The sequence below is a fragment of the Pseudomonas bananamidigenes genome, assembly GCF_001679645.1.
Lineage (GTDB): Bacteria > Pseudomonadota > Gammaproteobacteria > Pseudomonadales > Pseudomonadaceae > Aquipseudomonas > Aquipseudomonas bananamidigenes.
Map to the genome: position 1 here is coordinate 68496 of NZ_LRUN01000050.1, position 15451 is coordinate 83946.

A 15451-nucleotide genomic window follows, 5' to 3' on the forward strand; every position below is an offset into this window, starting at 1 on the left:
CGGTCGCCAGGGAAGGCTCAACTACACTGCATGGGCGAACCTTCACGTCCCGTTAAAGTTAGTCGAATGTCCAGAATCCTGATGTCACTCGTCGCTTTGCTGCTGGCGCTGTACCTGATCCTGTGTGCAGCGCTGTTCGTGTTCCAGCGCTCGCTGATCTATTTTCCGCAGGCGGGCTCAGTGGATTCGGCGCAATCGCGGATGACCCTGACAATGCCCGATGCAGACATTCGCGTCAGTGTCCGCGAGCATTCAGGGGCGCGGGCGTTGATCTATTTCGGTGGCAATGCCGAGGACGTCTCGCGCAATCTGCCGGCCTTTGCCGAGGCGTTTCCCGACTACGCGATCTACCTGCTGCATTATCGCGGCTTCGGTGGCAGTGGCGGTTCCCCATCCGAAGAAGCGATTGCCCGGGATGCCCTCGCGTTGTTCGATCAGGTGTTTGCCAGGCATCCGCAGGTCGCCCTGATCGGGCGCAGCCTGGGCTCCGGCGTTGCGGTACGGCTGGCCAGCCAACGACCGGTGACGCGGCTGGTTCTGGTCACGCCGTTCAACGGCCTTGTAGAACTCGCCGTCGAGCATTACCCGTGGGTGCCGGTGAAGTGGCTGCTGAAGGAGCGTTTCGAGTCGGGCAGATATGCGGCGCACATCCGTGTGCCGACGCTGCTGTTGGCAGCGAGCGATGACGAGGTCGTCCCCCGGGCCAGCACGGAGCGCCTGCTGCACAGCTTTCCCGACGGTGTGGCGACGCTCGAAGCCGTGAAGGATTCGGCGCACAACTCGATTTCCGAGCGGCCGCAATACCTGCAATCGATGAAGGAAATGCTGAATCGCTGAACGGCATTTGTGCACTTCGTCGGCAGCCGGCGAAAGCCCCCGCCTCTTCGTGAACCAAGCACAAAAAGGCCAGTCCTACCCGCGCGCATTCGCGGTTAACTCCCTGTCAGCGCTGTCTTTTTTCAGAGTCTTGCGTCCCATGCGCCACGCCGTTCGTTCGTCTCGCTTCGTTTCGCTGTGCCTGTTGATCCTCTCTCCTTTGCTCGCCTCCTCTGCCCATGCCGGCGCGGAACGCCAACTGGCGGCCGCCATCAATGACCTGCGCGCCCATCCGCAACGCTGTGACCGGCGTGCGGCACAACGTCTGGCACCCCTGGCGCTCAAACAGAATATTGCGTTGCCCATCGGCTATGGCTACGGCGGTGGATTGCGCGAGCAGTTGAAGGCTTCCGGTTATTCGGCGGTGGCCGTGCGCAGCATCCGCATTGTCGGGGCCGAGGATGCCGAAGAGGCGTTCGATCAGTTGCAGGACGAACATTGCAGCGCACTGGTCGATGCGCAGTACGCCGACATCGGCATCAGCCGCGCCCGCAACGAATGGCAGGTAGTACTGGCGCGGCCAGTCATTGACAGTCACATGGGCGACAACCGCAGTGTCGGCAAGGCCCTGCTGGCACAAGTCAACGCTGCCCGCGCCCGGCCGCGCCTGTGCGGACGCCAGCGTTTCGCCGCTGCCCGGCCCTTGAGCTGGAACCCTTCCCTCGGCGCCGCTGCCCAGGGCCACAGCAAGGCCATGGCCTACGGCAACTATTTCGCCCATCAGGACCCGGACGGCGATATGCCGGCCGACCGGGCCCGCGCCGCCGGCTACCGTGGCCGGCAGATCGGCGAGAACATCGCCGCCGGGCAAAGTTCGCCGAGCAGTGCAATGGCCGGCTGGCTCGCCAGCCCCGGGCATTGCGCCAACCTGATGAACCCGATGTTCACCCAGGTCGGCGCCGGTTTTGCCAGTGACGCCCGCAGTGACAACGGCGTGTACTGGACGATGCTGTTCGGCGCGCCGTGAGGTTTCACTTGGGCCGGCGCACCGCCTTCACACTGCTGGTGTTCCCACCGCCACAGTAGAAACGCTCACCGCCATCGGCTTCCAGTCCCGAGACACCGATGCCGACCGGCAACGCAAGGCTTTCGAGCACTTCGCCGTTGCCCGGATCGATGCGCCGGATCTCGCTCTCGTCGCCCTCCCACGTCCCGTGCCACAGCGCACCGTCGACCCAGGTCACGCCGGTGACAAAGCGGTTCGACTCCAGCGTGCGAAGGATCTTGCCGGTTTCCGGGTCGATCTGATGGATCTTGCGCTCGCGATACTGCCCGACCCACAACGTGCCCTCCGCCCAGGCCATGCCCGAATCGCCTCCACCGCCGGGCGCCGCGATGGTATGGAGCACCTTGCCGGAGGCCGGATCGATCTTGAGGATACGGCGGTCGGCAATCTGATACAGATGCTTGCCATCGAACGCCGTGCCACCATCGGCGCCGACCTTGATCGTGCGCACCGTTTCGCCGCTGGCCGGGTCCAGTGCATTGAGCTGGCCGTCGCTGGCGAACCAGACCTGCTGGCCGTCGAAGGTCACACCATGGACGCCATGGATGCCTTCAAACGGGCCGTATTCCCGAAGGATTTCTGCGTTTGCCTGTTTCATGCTGACTACCTCGTTGAGTGGGTGAGTCCAGCCTAGCCATTGCCCAACGACACCGGGAGTAACAAGATCGTCGCGAAACCCGGCACCGGCGGCGTCAGCCAGCGTCGTGCCCGGCCGACACCGAACGCCTGGACCTTGTCTTGCCCGGCCAACGTTTCCAGCGCCCGTTGTACCTGACGCTGACTGCCGCCCAAGGCCAGCGCCAGCGCCGAACTCGACCACGCCTCGCCGTCGGCGAGCAGGGCCAACAGTGCGGCGTGTCTGTCTTCGAGCGGCAATGTCAGCAGCGCCACGTCTTGCGCGACCAGCGCATAGCCACGGGACGTCGCCGTGATTCCGGCCAACGGCTTAAGTGCGGCGCGCAGCCGTCCGATCTCGACCCGCAATCGGACGCGGTGGGATTCATCATCCAGTTTCAAACGAAAGGCCTTGGCGATCAGCGTCTCTCGGGGAACATCCCCCGGCCAGGCTTCAGCGAGCAGTTGCAGCAGATTGAACAGCACCGGTCGTGTAGCCAGCGCCACCGTCATGCCGGCGCCGCGCACGCTGTAGCGACAGGCATCCACCACCAGCGTCGCAGACGCAAACAAGGCTTCGACCTGTGCGAGCGTCACCGTTTTCACGTCACCGGCAATGCGCAATCGGGCGGCGGGAGCGTCGAGGGTTTGCCGGGCGTGTTCGATCTCCGCCAGCAGCGCCGGAATGTCGGCCAGCTGCGCCGCCCGTTGCGCACGCTCCAGCGCCGCTTGCGCCTTGTGCGCCTGCACTCGCCGCAGCGCAATCCCGGCTGACATCAGTTCATGGGCGGCGCGCAAGGCCGGGGGCCAGGGCGCAGAATCCTGTTCATCGAGCAGCGCATCAGCCTCATTCAACTGCCCGATCAACAGCAACCGACGGATCTGCAGATAGCGCGCGTGCGCTGCATTGAGCCGGTCGCCGTGATCGTGCAGTGTCTGCTGCGCTGCTTCCAGCGCCTTCACCGGCCAGCCCAGATCCCGCGCCGCCAGCGCCACTTCTGCCTCGGCCACCACGCAGCGCACCCGGGACAACGGCTCGTTGGCACCGAACGCTTTTACCGCCCGTTGCAGCAAGGCCTTGGCCCGCGCCATGTCGCCGAGCTGGGCCATGGCGATTCCGCGCAGAGCCAGGGCGGGCGGATCTTCGCGCAGGGCCACGAAATTCAGCGCCGCCAACGGATCACCCACCGCCAGGGCGTGGCCTGCGGCGTTGATCAGCGAGTCCATGACATAGGCGCCACGGTGGGTACTCCAGTGAAGGGATACCCCGGTTTAGACCAGATTCTGCGCAGATACCAGTCACGGCCCGCGCAAGACCGACTGGCACGGAATGGCTCAGACCGGTGAAATCGTGGCCAGAACACCGATCATAATGGTCAACACGAGAAAGCCGCCGAGGAAAATCGCCATCTTAGCCATACAGGCCTCCTGAATACTGAATGTCCGGCGCACCGGGCGCTTCGGAATGAAGCGCGTGCTGTGTGGCCGAACCGCAGGGCTATTCTGGGCGCCTGGCTGAGACGGTTACAGATGCAGATTCAACAGGAAAAAGCGGATCAGATGGATCTGACCCGTGCATGTTGCGATATTCAGATCGGTACGGTTGGTTTCCCTTGCGCCGCTTTGATCTAGAGTCATTGGCGCCAGGCCAAGAACAACAAAAATACAGGAGTGAAACCATGTCCGAACTGAACCTGCATCCCAACGCCGCCGAATCCCTGAACCGCTGGCACGACATGATCCGTACCGGCAACCTGAAGGCCCTGCCCGACCTGCTCGATCCGCAAGCCGTGTTCCGCTCGCCGATGGCCCACACGCCTTACCCCGGCGCGCCAGTGGTCTCGATGATCCTCAACACCGTGTCCAACGTATTCGAAGACTTCAAATACCACCGTGAACTGGCGACGGCGGACGGCTTGAACGTGGTGCTGGAATTCAGCGCCAAGGTCGGGACCAGAGAGCTGAAAGGCATCGACATGATCCGCTTCGATGAACAGGGCAAGATCGTCGAGTTCGAGGTGATGGTGCGGCCGTTGAGCGGGTTGCAGGCGTTGGGGGAAGAGATGGGGCGGCGGCTTGGGGCTTATCTGGCCAACGCCAAGGCCTGAACTCCGGGCACAAAAAAGCCCACTGACCGTTATCGGTTCAGTGGGCTTAGTGTGTCAGGCGTCTGAATTACAGCGCCATGTCACGTGCAGCGCTTTCTTTCGGAGCCTGTGGCTTTTCAGCCGAAGCAGGTGCCGCCGCAGGTGCAGCCTGGCCAATCACCGGTGGAGTTGGCAGTTGCAGGATTTTGGCGGTGTAGGCCCACTCTTCGGCCACTTTGGCTGGATCGTTGTTCAGCTGGGTGCCGTAGCTTGGAACGATCTGGTGCAGCTTGGCTTGCCACTCAGGGGTAGCGACCTTGTCCTTGAAGACTTTCTGCAGCACGCTCAGCATGATCGGTGCAGCGGTCGATGCGCCTGGGGATGCGCCCAGCAGACCGGCGATGGAGCCGTCTTTCGAAGCAACGATTTCGGTGCCCAGTTTCAGCACGCCGCCAGCGGCTTCATCACGCTTGATGATCTGCACGCGCTGGCCGGCTTGCCACAGGCGCCAGTCTTCGGCTTTCGCGTTCGGGAAGTATTCCTTCAGCGCGTTCAGGCGGTCTTCATCCGACAGCATCAGTTGACCGGCCAGGTACTCGACCAGCGGGTATTCCTTGATGCCGACCTTGGTCATGGGCCAGATGTTGTGGGTGGTGGTGCTGGTCAGCAGGTCCAGGTACGAACCTTCCTTCAGGAACTTGGTGCTGAAGGTCGCGAACGGGCCAAACAGGATGACGCGCTTGCCGTCCAGAACACGGGTGTCCAGGTGCGGAACGGACATCGGCGGTGCGCCGACCGATGCTTTACCGTAGGCCTTGGCCAGGTGCTGCTCGGCGATGGCCGGGTTATCGGTCACCAGGAACGAGCCGCCTACCGGGAAGCCGGCGTATTCCCTGGCTTCTTCGATACCGGACTTCTGCAGCAGGTGCAGGGCACCGCCGCCGGCGCCGATGAACACGAACTTGGCGTCGGTTTCGGTCTTGGTGCCGTCTTTCAGGTTCTTGTAGCTGACACGCCAGGTGCCGTCGGCGTTCTTGGTGATGTCCTGTACTTCGCTCGACAGTTTCAGGTCGAAGTTAGGCTTGGTCTGCAGGTAACCGGCGAACTGGCGGGTGATTTCGCCGAAGTTCATGTCGGTGCCCAGCGGGCTCCAGGTGGCCGCAATCTTCTGGTTCGGGTCACGCCCTTCCATCATCAGCGGGACCCACTTCTTGATCACTTCCGGGTCTTCGGAGTACTGCATGCCGGCGAACAGCGGGCTCGCCTGCAGGGCTTCGTAGCGCTTTTTCAGGAACTTGATGTTGTCATCGCCCCACACGAAGCTCATGTGCGGCGTGGTGTTGATGAACGAGCGAGGGTTCTTCAGAACGCCTTGCTGAACCTGCCAGGCCCAGAACTGACGGGAGACCTGGAACGCTTCGTTGATCTCGACGGCTTTCGGGATCGTGACGTTGCCTTTATCGTCTTCCGGGGTGTAGTTCAGCTCGGCCAGGGCGGAGTGACCGGTACCGGCGTTGTTCCAGCCGTTGGAGCTTTCCAGGGCGACGCCGTCGAGGCGCTCGACCATTTCCATCGACCAGCTCGGCTCCAGCTCATTGATCCACACACCCAGGGTGGTGCTCATGATGCCGCCGCCGATCAGCAGGACGTCGACTTTCTTTGCTTCTTCGGCATTGGCGGACGACATCCCCATCGCCAAAGCCAGCCCCAGCAGGGCTGTGTTCACTTTTTTAAACATCTGTTGCACCTATGATAAAACGTCTTCCGCCCGCCGCTGTTGTGCGTATGCGTTCCCCTGTTCTCGCGACACTCAGGCCAGCATCGCGGAGTCCGGCACACTTCAATTTTGACGGGTGGGCACACAAGGCCGACAGGCTGCGTCGACCTCAGTTATATGTCCCTTCTGAACTGACTTTTTATCATTATTGGCTTCAGCTACTTGAGCGACAGGGGTTCGGTCGGCCCGCCGAAAAGCGCGCCAGACTGAATGGGGTCAAACCAAGTGGCGCGAAGAATATCACGTCAGGGCAAACCCGCGCGTCTGTTCGCGACCGGATAGTTTTCGATGGGCTCCAGAGGCACTTTCAACCGCGGCAACAATCCCGCCAGGTTGTACGACGACTGATAAATCATTCAGCCACTTCGATGATCTACAACAAAAAGGAAAAACCATGAACAAAACCAAAATGCTGCTCGGTCTGTTCTGCCTCTTCAGTGGTTATGTCGCCGCTGCGCCGGCGGAGCAAGAGGTCGCCCAGGCAGTTGACCACCTTACCCAGGCGATGCTGCACAAGGATATTGCCGCACTGAACGCCCTGACTGCTGACAACCTCACCTACGGCCATTCCAGCGGCAAGATTCAGGACAAAAAGGATTTCATTGCCGATATCGAAAGCGGCAAGAGCGCATTCAATACACTGGAAATGCAGAAACAGACCATCACCCTTGCCGGTGACACCGCGCTGGTTCGCCACCATTTTTCGGGCAGGCCATCAAAGGGATCGAGATCGTAACAACCGAAATCGAGAACTTCCAGATCTGGCAGAAGCAGGATGGCAAGTGGCTGCTGGTTGGGCGACAGGCTTACAAGTTCTGATGAAAACATAAAGGCTCTGGCCATTGCTTCGCCAGAGCCTTTATGTTTTCAAAAAAACCTGTCCGTATCTGTACTTTTCGTTCCGATTTGACACTCCCGTTTATTCCCCGCCCTGATATGCTGCACAGCTATACCGCAAAAGCTCGTCCTTATGGAGTGATCAATGACCCGACTACGCGTCAAGCATTTTGGCCCTATCCGCGATGGTGTGAAGAACGACGACTGGATAGAGTTCAAACGCGTGACCGTATTCGTGGGCAACCAGGGCTCCGGCAAAAGTACACTGGCCAAGCTCTACTCGACCTTTTCTTGGATCGAAAAGGCGTTGGTTCGGGGTGATTACGAAAAAAAATGGTTCGAGAGAAAGAACAAGTTCATCAAGCCTTTTTTGACTTATCACAGGCTGGAGCACTACCTCACTGATGCAACAGAGATCGAATACGAGGGCGAGGCCTACTCGATCCATTTTCTGCGGGGACAGTTGCATATCTCTGAATCAAAAGGTGGTAGCTACCATCTGCCTCAGATCATGTACGTACCTGCCGAGCGCAATTTCATTTCCTATGTCAGGCACCCTCGCGAGCTGAAACTGTCCTCGGATTCCCTCAAGGAATTCCTGACCGAATTCGATGCAGCCAAAGCCAATATGAAAGGCGCTCTGCTGCTGCCTATCAATCAGGCAGAACTCGAATATGACAAACTGAACGATATCCTCAATATTCGTGAATCAAACTACAAACTCAGGCTGGCAGACGCTTCCAGTGGTTTTCAGTCTGCCGTGCCATTGCATCTGGTGAGCCACTACCTGTCCAACGCGGTTCAAGAACGCAGCGAAGAGCGACAAGAGACCATGAGTGCTGATGAACTGGATCGGTTCAGAAAAGAGGTTAAACAGATCTTTTCCATTGATTCGCTGACTGAAGAGCAAAGACGTATCGCGCTCTCCACATTGTCTTCCAGATTCAACAAATCAGCGTTTATCAATATCGTCGAAGAGCCCGAGCAGAATCTGTACCCACAGTCGCAATGGAGTGTTTTGCAGAGCCTCTTGCAATTTAATCACGGACAGAACAACCGCCTGGTGATGACAACTCATAGCCCGTATGTGGTGAATTACCTGACGATTGCCGTACAAGGCAAACACCTGCAGGACAACATTCTCAAGGAAAAACGCGGTAAGGAGCTGCTCCCTAAACTCGCAGCGGTTATCCCCTTGCATGCGCTAGTGGACATCAATGAGTTGGCGATTTACCAAGCCGACGAAAAAACCGGATCTATCAAGAAGCTGCCAATGGTTGATGGCATTCCTTCCGATGACAATTTTCTGAACAGATCCTTGCAAGAAGGCAATGATTTATTTGATGCGCTCCTTGATATCGAGGATGAGCTGAAAGGATGAATTTTCTTGATATCCGCTGTCAGACAGGTCCGTTTACTGATGCCGAATTTTGGCTACGTGACGATCAAGAGTTTCCAGTGGCTTATATCGACACAGGAAACCGGAAAGAATGGATAGCCTCGGTATTGAATCCCCTTCAAAAGTCGATTGTATTTACCGCGATTGACAAATGCGTGATCAAAGACGGTGAAGAAAAAGGTCGGGATCGATGTGACTGCATGCTGAGGACTGATGACGCGCTGTACCTCGTTGAGTTGAAAGACCGAGATGGAGGGGGCTGGCAAGGACAAGGGATCAAACAGTTGGAGTCGACAATTCAATTTTTGATTGATGCACACGGCGAGCAATTCCTGGCTAACTACCACCCAAAAATCGCCTACGTCTGCAACAAAAAGTCCCCCTTCGTTAAACCAGAACTCAACGCCAAGAATCGTTTCAACTCAAGGTACAATTTCAGACTAAAGGTTGAGGCTACTATCAACGTGCGGCGAAAAGCGGATCAGTGATCCGCTTACTGAGCCCACCTTGAACAAAAAACTGTATTCCCCTCACAACCGAAACCGATCCACCGACTGCGCCAGCCGCCCCGCCAGACTGGACAGTTCATCCGTCGTATTCGCCGTTTCGCCGATCACCTTGCTGTTGCCTTCCGACATGCCGGCGATCATTTCCACCTGATGGGCGATTTCGTTGCTGGCCTGACTTTGCTCACCGATGGTGCGGGTGATGTCGTTGACCAGTTGTGTGGTGTTGAGGGTGGCATCGAGGATTTCACGGATGGCGCGCTCGACATCGGCGGTGACGGCCATGCCTTTGTCGACCTGGGCCACGCCCGCCTCCATGCTGCTGACCGCTTCGCGGGTGCTGTTCTGGATGCGGGCGACCATCGCGGCGATTTCCTGAGTGGAGGCGCTGGTACGGGCAGCCAGGCTGCGCACCTCGTCGGCGACCACCGCAAACCCTCTGCCCTGCTCCCCCGCCCGTGCGGCTTCGATGGCCGCGTTGAGCGCCAGCAGGTTGGTCTGGTCGGCGATGCTCTTGATCACCTGGATGATGTTGAAAATGCCCTCGGACTCATGATCCAGGGTGCGAATCACCTGCGCCGACTGCTGGGCGGAACGGGCGATGTCATCCATGTCGCTGACCACCTGATGAATGACCTGCCCGCCATTCTTGGCCAGCGCCTCGGCCTGACTGGCCATGCTCAGGGCCCGCTCGGCATGCCGGGTGATTTCTTCGATGCTGGCGGTCATCTGGCTCGCGGCGGCGGCCATGGTGCCTGCCGCGGCGCTTTGCTGCTGGCTGCTGTCGGCCACCCGATGGCAACCGTGGCTCAGTTGCTCGCTCATGCCACTGACGCCGTGGGCATTGCGCCGTACCACGTCGATCATCTCGCGCAGATCCCGCTGCATGGTTGCCAGCGTACGGATCAGCGCGCTGGCCTCGTCCTTGCCCGATGGCTCGGCGATGGGCTCGCCGAGGTTGCCATGGGCGATGCTTTCGGCAATGCGGCTGGCGGTTTTCAACGGACCGGTGATGCTCAGGATCACCCAGCGCCCCTGAACCGCCAGCAGCAACAGGCTGGCGATCAGCACAATGCCAAGGGCCATGTTGGCATTGCGGATCGCGGCTTCGGTGCCCTGGCTGGTCTGCCGGGTATTGCTTTCGATCAGTTCGCTCAAGGAGGCCATCTGTTCTTCGAGCTGGCTGAACGCGGCACTGAACGTACCGAGTTCCTGCTGCGCCGTGTCCGGGTTGTCCAGCGCCAGCCCGACAATCCGCTCGCCGGCGTTGATGTAAGTATCGAGACTCGGCCGGATATGTTCCAGCGCCGTACGGATCGAGGCGTCCAGAGGCAGTTTGAGGTTTTCGCCGAGGACTTCGCGAAAATGCGCGGCATGCTCTTCGACGGAGCGGCGCACCTCGTCCGCCGTGCCGGCGCCTTTGCCCAGCCCCACCAGCATGGCCGAATAGACGTCGGCACGCAGGGCGTCATGCATCATGTCGGCTTCCATGTGATTGCGCAGTGCGCTCATGCTGACCGCGTTGTCACTGACCGCCGACGCCATCCGCTGATTACCGACATAACTGACCAGACTCACGATCAGCGCCGTCAGCAGACTGGTCGCAATCAGCAACACCAAACGCAGTTTGATCGACACGGTGATTTCCTCCCTGGTCGCGCCGCACAGCGCTTTCAAAGCTTCAGTTAAGCCTATTTCCGCGAACCCGCCGGGTTAGAGCGTCGCAACGTGTGTCGTCACATCCGGTAAAAAAGAATACTGTGCGGCAGTTATCGGTTTACAGCCCCGAGAACTTGTTCCAGCGCATGGAACTCCCGAGCCATGAGGCACCTCTCACATTATGTGGTAATTCCTTTTCGCTTTACGCTGCTGGAGGAACACCGTCATGCGTCGTTTATTACTTGTTTCGTCTCTTGTGCTCTGCCTGCCATTCGGCTCGGCCTTCGCCCGCGTGGATGCGGGAGATGTCGCTACTTCGGCAGGTGTTTCCGCATCGCTGTATTCCACCTTCAAGGATCACAAAATGGTGATTCCGGCCCGTGACGACCTGTCCGCGTTTGTCGCCAGCGGCGGAGCGATCCGTGGCGCGTACCTGGAGTCGGCGCTGCAACAGGTTCGTCAGGCCAACCCGGGACTGAACGCCAGTGACGAAGAGCTGGCCAATGCGATCCTGGCCCATTACGAAGGCCTGTCGCAGTAACAGCCCCATGCTCGACGACGGTGGCGGACGGATTTGCCACCTCCGCGCTCTGCCGATGGACGGCAGCCGGGCGACCATGGGCAAAATCGTCGAACGGCCTCTATGATGGAGGCCATGACGATTTCCGCCCCGATCCGCTCCCCCTGCCCGCCCGGCGCCTGCATCTGCGGGCGTGATCCGTTGCTGGAAATGCCCGGCGCGGATCTGCGCATCCTGTTGCTGACGCGCCAGGAGGAAAAGCGTCTGCTCGAGCGTCTGGAAAACCTGCAAAGCCTGGCCGATCTCGAACGCCTGCAACAACGGATGTTCGAGCAGTTGGGAATTCGCCTGGACATCGCTCCAGGCTTCAATGAAGTACGAACCATGCGCGGCATCGCCATCGAAATCGACGAACTGCCGGGCATGTGCCGCAAGACTCGCCAGGCGATCCCGGCCGCCATTCGCCGAGGCCTGGAAAAGCACCCGGAAATCGCCTTCGAACTGCTCAACGCCCACGACTTGTTGCGTGATGCCTGATCATTTTTTCATACCAACCCGTTTGCGCATCTCGACAGTGATGCTCTGACGGGTTTTCGTCATGTCGGCCCAGGGCTCGTCGCCGACATCCGCCAGCCGCTCATGAACATTGCGCACATTCCAGTGATCAGCGCCCTTGATTTCGCCGACTTCCTCCCGAAACAGCGGCACCGAGACCGGCAGCCCTTCCCGGGTACGGGCGGCGTAGGCGCAAATGGTCGTGGCGCCCAGACCGTTGCGCAGGTAATCGATGAAAATCCGTCCCACGCGATTTTTCGGCCCCGACACCGCCGAGAATCGCTCGGGCAGCAAGCGGGCCATATGGCTGACGATGGCATGGCTGAAATCCTTCACTTCGTCCCAGCCATGCTTGCGGGTCAACGGCACCACCAAGTGAATGCCCTTGCCGCCGCTGGTCTTGAGAAAAGCCTTGAGACCCAGTTCGTCCAGCACGCTCAAGGTCAGCGCTGTGGCTTCCACCATGCTCTTCCACGGCAGCGCCGGATCCGGGTCGAGGTCGAGAACGAAGCGGTCGGGTTTCTCCAGGTCTACCGTGGTGGCATTCCAGGTGTGCAGTTCGACGGTGCTCATCTGCACCGCGCCGATCAGCGCTTCGGCGTTGTTGATCAACATCACCGGTTGCCCGGTGACATGCTTGTCCAGGGTGCGGATACCGGGGATCGCCAGGTGTTCGGCGTTTTTCTGGAAGAACAGTTCGCCGGCGATGCCATCCGGCGCCCGCACCAGCGCCACGGGCCGATCCTTGAGCTGCGGCAGAATCCAGTCGGCGACGCTGGCGTAATACTCGGCCAGTTGCAGCTTGGTGGTGCCGCTGGTGGCGTCGATCACCCGGTCCGGGTGGGTGATTCTGACCTTGCCGCTGACCAGTCCGGTTTGCGACGCTGCCCTGGCGGTGGTCGCAGGTTTTTTCGCGGAGGTCCTGGTGGCTGAAGTTGTCATTGGCTTTGCTCGCTCCTCGGTAATTTGCGCCGCCGGTTTGTCGTCGCGCAGACCATGGAACACGGCATGGCGAACCGAACCTTCCCGGGTCATTTCGGCAAACGCCACCTCCGCCAGCAGCTGCGGCTTGAGCCAGTGCACTCCCTTGGCCTCGAAACCAGTGGGCGGGTTGGCCAGTGCAGTCTTTTTTGCCCGCAACGGCTTGAGCCGGGCCAGCAGTGTTTTCAGGGTGACCTCATTGAAGCCGGTGCCGACCTTGCCGGCATAACGCAGCTCGCCGCTGTCGCGGTCATGCAGGCCGAGCAGCAGCGCACCAAAGGCACTGCGCGCCCCTCTCGGATCGGTGTAGCCAACGATCACGAACTCCTGGCGATGCTTGCACTTGAGCTTGATCCAGTCACTGCTGCGCCGGGACACATAGGGTGAGCCGAGACGTTTGCCGATCAGGCCTTCCATCTGCATCTGGCAGGCGCTGTTGAGCAACGCCTGCGGGGTTTCGTCGAAGGCTTCGGAGAAACGCAGCAACGGCTGCTCGTGCGCCTTCAATACCGTGGCCAGCGCAGCCCGGCGCTCTTGCACCGGAACTTCGCGCAGGTCGACGCCGTTGAGGTAAGGCAGGTCGAACAGGTAATAAAGGATGTCGGCACTGCGGTTGGCGTCGAAGGCGTTCTGCAGCGCCTGAAAATCCGGGACGCCGTTTTCGTTGGCGACCACCACTTCACCGTCAAGCCATGCCGACTCCAGTCCCAGGGCGGCGAGCGCCCGGGCATGTTCCGGCAGTTTATGCGTCCAGTCATGGCCGTTACGGGTGAACAACTGCACCTTCTCACGATCGATGCGCGCCATGATCCGGTAGCCATCGAACTTGATTTCGTAGCTCCATTCCCCTTGGGGCGCACTGTCTACCAGCGTGGCCAGTTGTGGCTTCAACAGTGCGGGGAGCCGTGCCTTGTGCGCGCCGACAAGCTTGCCCGACGCGGACTTGCGCGGTGCCGGCTTCAGCGGTTTGACTTGCCTAGCGTCGAGCTTCGGTTTGTCGACCAGCGTGCGCTCGCTGAGCACGCTGTCCGGTTCGGCGTCCAGTACGTCGTATTCGTCTTGCGACCGGGCGGCGCCGTCCTGATGTTTGATCAGGAACCACTGTTCCTTCTTGCCCGGCATATGGGTACGAACCAGATTCCACACGCCTGCGAGTTTTTCACCCTGCAACTCGAACTTGAGCTTGCCCCCGGCGTAGGCCTTTTGCGGATCCTCCAGCGGAATCCACACGCCGCGATCCCAGACGATCACATCCCCTGCGCCGTAGTGCCCTTCGGGAATGTTGCCTTCGAAAGTGGCGTAATCCAGCGGATGGTCTTCGACGTGGATCGCCAGACGCTTGACCTTGGGATCGAGCGACGGGCCTTTGGGCACCGCCCAGCTTTTGAGCGCACCGTCGAGCTCCAGGCGAAAGTCGTAATGCAGGTGCGAGGCATCGTGCTTCTGAATGCAGAACTGTAACGCGTGGTCGGTCCCGGCCTTCCGGCCCCGACGCTTGACCGCTGCCGGCTCCGAGGTTGCCGAGAAGTCGCGCATGCGGTTGTAGTCGTCGAGGTTCCTGTTCATGGCGGCTCCGGCTGCAATCGGCTGCTGTTATGCAGAAGAGCGACGCCGGCACGGAAAAATTCAATCGGTGTAAAAAAGCCCCGGACGGATGGAAACGTCCGGGGCCCGGGTGATGACCCATTTCACGCTGTACCTTTGGCCTGCTGCTCCAGATGCACCTGTAATTCGGGATCGATCTGCAGCGCCGCTGCCAGCTCATCCAGGTAATTGCGTTCGGCGTCCTGCTGATCGTCCACCAGCATCACACTGGCGATATACATTTCGGCAGCCACGGCCGGATCGCTGTTCGCCGCCTGCGCAACTTCGCGGGCATCGAGAGGTTTGGCGACTTCGGCGTCCAGCCATTGCTGAAGATTCGGGTCATCGGTGTGGCGGCCGATTTCACTGCCGATCAAGCGTTTTTCCGTCTCGTCGATTCGTCCATCGGCCTTGGCCGCCGCAATCAATGCGCGCAACACCGCATGGCTGTGTTCCTCGACTTGCGGACCGGCCAGCAGGTCCGCAGTCTGCGGTGTCTGTTGCGGGGTCGCTGACGCCTGATTGCGTTGCCAGGCCTGGTAAGCCTGGAACGCCATCATCCCCAGCGAAGCCAGTGCCGCGTAGTTGGTCCCCCCGGAACGACCTTGCGTACCACCGCCCAGTCCTGCGCCGCCGAGCAAGCCACCGAGCAAGCCACCCAGTCCGCCGGCAGGCGCACCACCACCGCTGCTGCCACCGCCACCGAGCAGCCCGCCCAGCAGACCGCCGAGCCCGCCCGGACCGTCGCCGGCCGAGGCGCCACTTTGTTGTCCCGCCGAGGCCCGGCCTCGCAGCAGTTGTTCGAGCAGATCACTGGTGTTCATGACGTCATCCTCAAGCAAAGGCATAACAGCGTCAGGCAACGATAGACCCGCCTGCGGCTTGTGCCAGCACCGTTTGGCCGACACCGGGGCGGGCAGGCGATTTGTGCGTCGAAAAAATCCCGTTGCCAGCTAACATTCATGAGTGGGTGAACCTTATCCCGGCCCGGCCGGTCGATAGCTGCAACCCGACCCGGTTGGCCGCATGCCTGTTGCTGGTTCCCGGCC

At 60.2% G+C, this 15451-nt stretch carries 13 protein-coding genes and 2 pseudogenes; 8 read left to right on the plus strand and 7 right to left on the minus strand.

From position 1 onward, the window contains the following. Window positions 1-66: 66 nt before the first annotated feature. Both BBF94_RS18095 and BBF94_RS18100 read left to right on the plus strand, forming a co-directional pair. On the plus strand, window positions 67-837 hold the full coding sequence (locus BBF94_RS18095; protein ID WP_065260356.1) for an alpha/beta hydrolase: 771 nt from the start codon (window positions 67-69) through the stop codon (window positions 835-837). 139 nt (window positions 838-976) lie between these two features. Beyond that, a complete protein-coding gene (locus BBF94_RS18100) occupies window positions 977-1843 on the plus strand; it encodes a CAP domain-containing protein (RefSeq protein ID WP_065260357.1) in 867 nt (288 codons plus the stop codon). Between the two features lie 4 nt (window positions 1844-1847). Here BBF94_RS18100 and BBF94_RS18105 read toward each other — a convergent pair whose 3' ends face one another. Both BBF94_RS18105 and BBF94_RS18110 read right to left on the minus strand, forming a co-directional pair. Then, window positions 1848-2480, minus strand: coding sequence for a Vgb family protein (locus BBF94_RS18105; RefSeq protein ID WP_065260358.1), 633 nt, complete (start codon window positions 2478-2480; stop codon window positions 1848-1850). A 32-nt stretch (window positions 2481-2512) separates the two neighbouring features. Beyond that, the gene (locus BBF94_RS18110; protein ID WP_065260359.1) at window positions 2513-3724 is read right to left on the minus strand and encodes a helix-turn-helix domain-containing protein; all 1212 of its coding nucleotides are present in this window, start codon (window positions 3722-3724) and stop codon (window positions 2513-2515) included. 452 nt (window positions 3725-4176) lie between these two features. On the opposite strand from BBF94_RS18110, the gene BBF94_RS18120 reads away from it, so the two are divergent. Further along, window positions 4177-4605 carry a nuclear transport factor 2 family protein gene (locus BBF94_RS18120; RefSeq protein ID WP_065260360.1) on the plus strand — a complete coding sequence of 143 codons (429 nt, stop codon included), beginning with the start codon at window positions 4177-4179 and terminating at the stop codon, window positions 4603-4605. 67 nt (window positions 4606-4672) lie between these two features. Here the strand turns inward: BBF94_RS18120 and mqo are convergent, their stop codons facing one another. After that, window positions 4673-6322: a malate dehydrogenase (quinone) gene (gene mqo / locus BBF94_RS18125; protein ID WP_065260361.1), complete on the minus strand. Its 1650-nt coding sequence runs from the start codon at window positions 6320-6322 to the stop codon at window positions 4673-4675. Between the two features lie 433 nt (window positions 6323-6755). On the opposite strand from mqo, the pseudogene BBF94_RS18130 reads away from it, so the two are divergent. From BBF94_RS18130 to BBF94_RS18140, 3 genes and pseudogenes are all read left to right on the plus strand, one after another. Further along, a pseudogene (locus tag BBF94_RS18130) lies at window positions 6756-7180 on the plus strand (nuclear transport factor 2 family protein). A 163-nt stretch (window positions 7181-7343) separates the two neighbouring features. After that, window positions 7344-8579: an ATP-binding protein gene (locus BBF94_RS18135; protein ID WP_065260362.1), complete on the plus strand. Its 1236-nt coding sequence runs from the start codon at window positions 7344-7346 to the stop codon at window positions 8577-8579. Then, window positions 8576-9085 carry a hypothetical protein gene (locus BBF94_RS18140; RefSeq protein WP_065260363.1) on the plus strand — a complete coding sequence of 170 codons (510 nt, stop codon included), beginning with the start codon at window positions 8576-8578 and terminating at the stop codon, window positions 9083-9085. Before BBF94_RS18135 ends, BBF94_RS18140 begins: the two co-directional genes overlap by 4 nt. A gap of 42 nt (window positions 9086-9127) precedes the next feature. On the opposite strand, the gene BBF94_RS28450 is transcribed toward BBF94_RS18140, so the two are convergent. Together BBF94_RS28450 and BBF94_RS28455 are read right to left on the minus strand one after the other, a co-directional pair. Next, the gene (locus tag BBF94_RS28450; RefSeq protein ID WP_404820955.1) at window positions 9128-9991 is read right to left on the minus strand and encodes a methyl-accepting chemotaxis protein; all 864 of its coding nucleotides are present in this window, start codon (window positions 9989-9991) and stop codon (window positions 9128-9130) included. Beyond that, window positions 9983-10741, minus strand: a pseudogene (locus BBF94_RS28455) (MCP four helix bundle domain-containing protein); the annotation flags it as partial. The gene BBF94_RS28450 and the pseudogene BBF94_RS28455, both read right to left, overlap by 9 nt. A gap of 247 nt (window positions 10742-10988) precedes the next feature. Here BBF94_RS28455 and BBF94_RS18150 point away from each other — a divergent pair. Further along, window positions 10989-11303 (plus strand): DUF2388 domain-containing protein, encoded by a 315-nt coding sequence (locus BBF94_RS18150; protein WP_065260365.1) that lies wholly within the window; start codon window positions 10989-10991, stop codon window positions 11301-11303. A gap of 114 nt (window positions 11304-11417) precedes the next feature. Next, complete coding sequence (locus BBF94_RS18155) at window positions 11418-11819, plus strand: hypothetical protein (RefSeq protein ID WP_065260366.1); 402 nt, start codon at window positions 11418-11420, stop codon at window positions 11817-11819. Here the strand turns inward: BBF94_RS18155 and ligD are convergent, their stop codons facing one another. Continuing rightward, on the minus strand, window positions 11820-14384 hold the full coding sequence (ligD, locus tag BBF94_RS18160; protein WP_065260367.1) for a DNA ligase D: 2565 nt from the start codon (window positions 14382-14384) through the stop codon (window positions 11820-11822). 122 nt (window positions 14385-14506) lie between these two features. Next, window positions 14507-15226, minus strand: coding sequence for a tellurite resistance TerB family protein (locus tag BBF94_RS18165; protein WP_065260368.1), 720 nt, complete (start codon window positions 15224-15226; stop codon window positions 14507-14509). Window positions 15227-15451 lie beyond the last annotated feature (225 nt).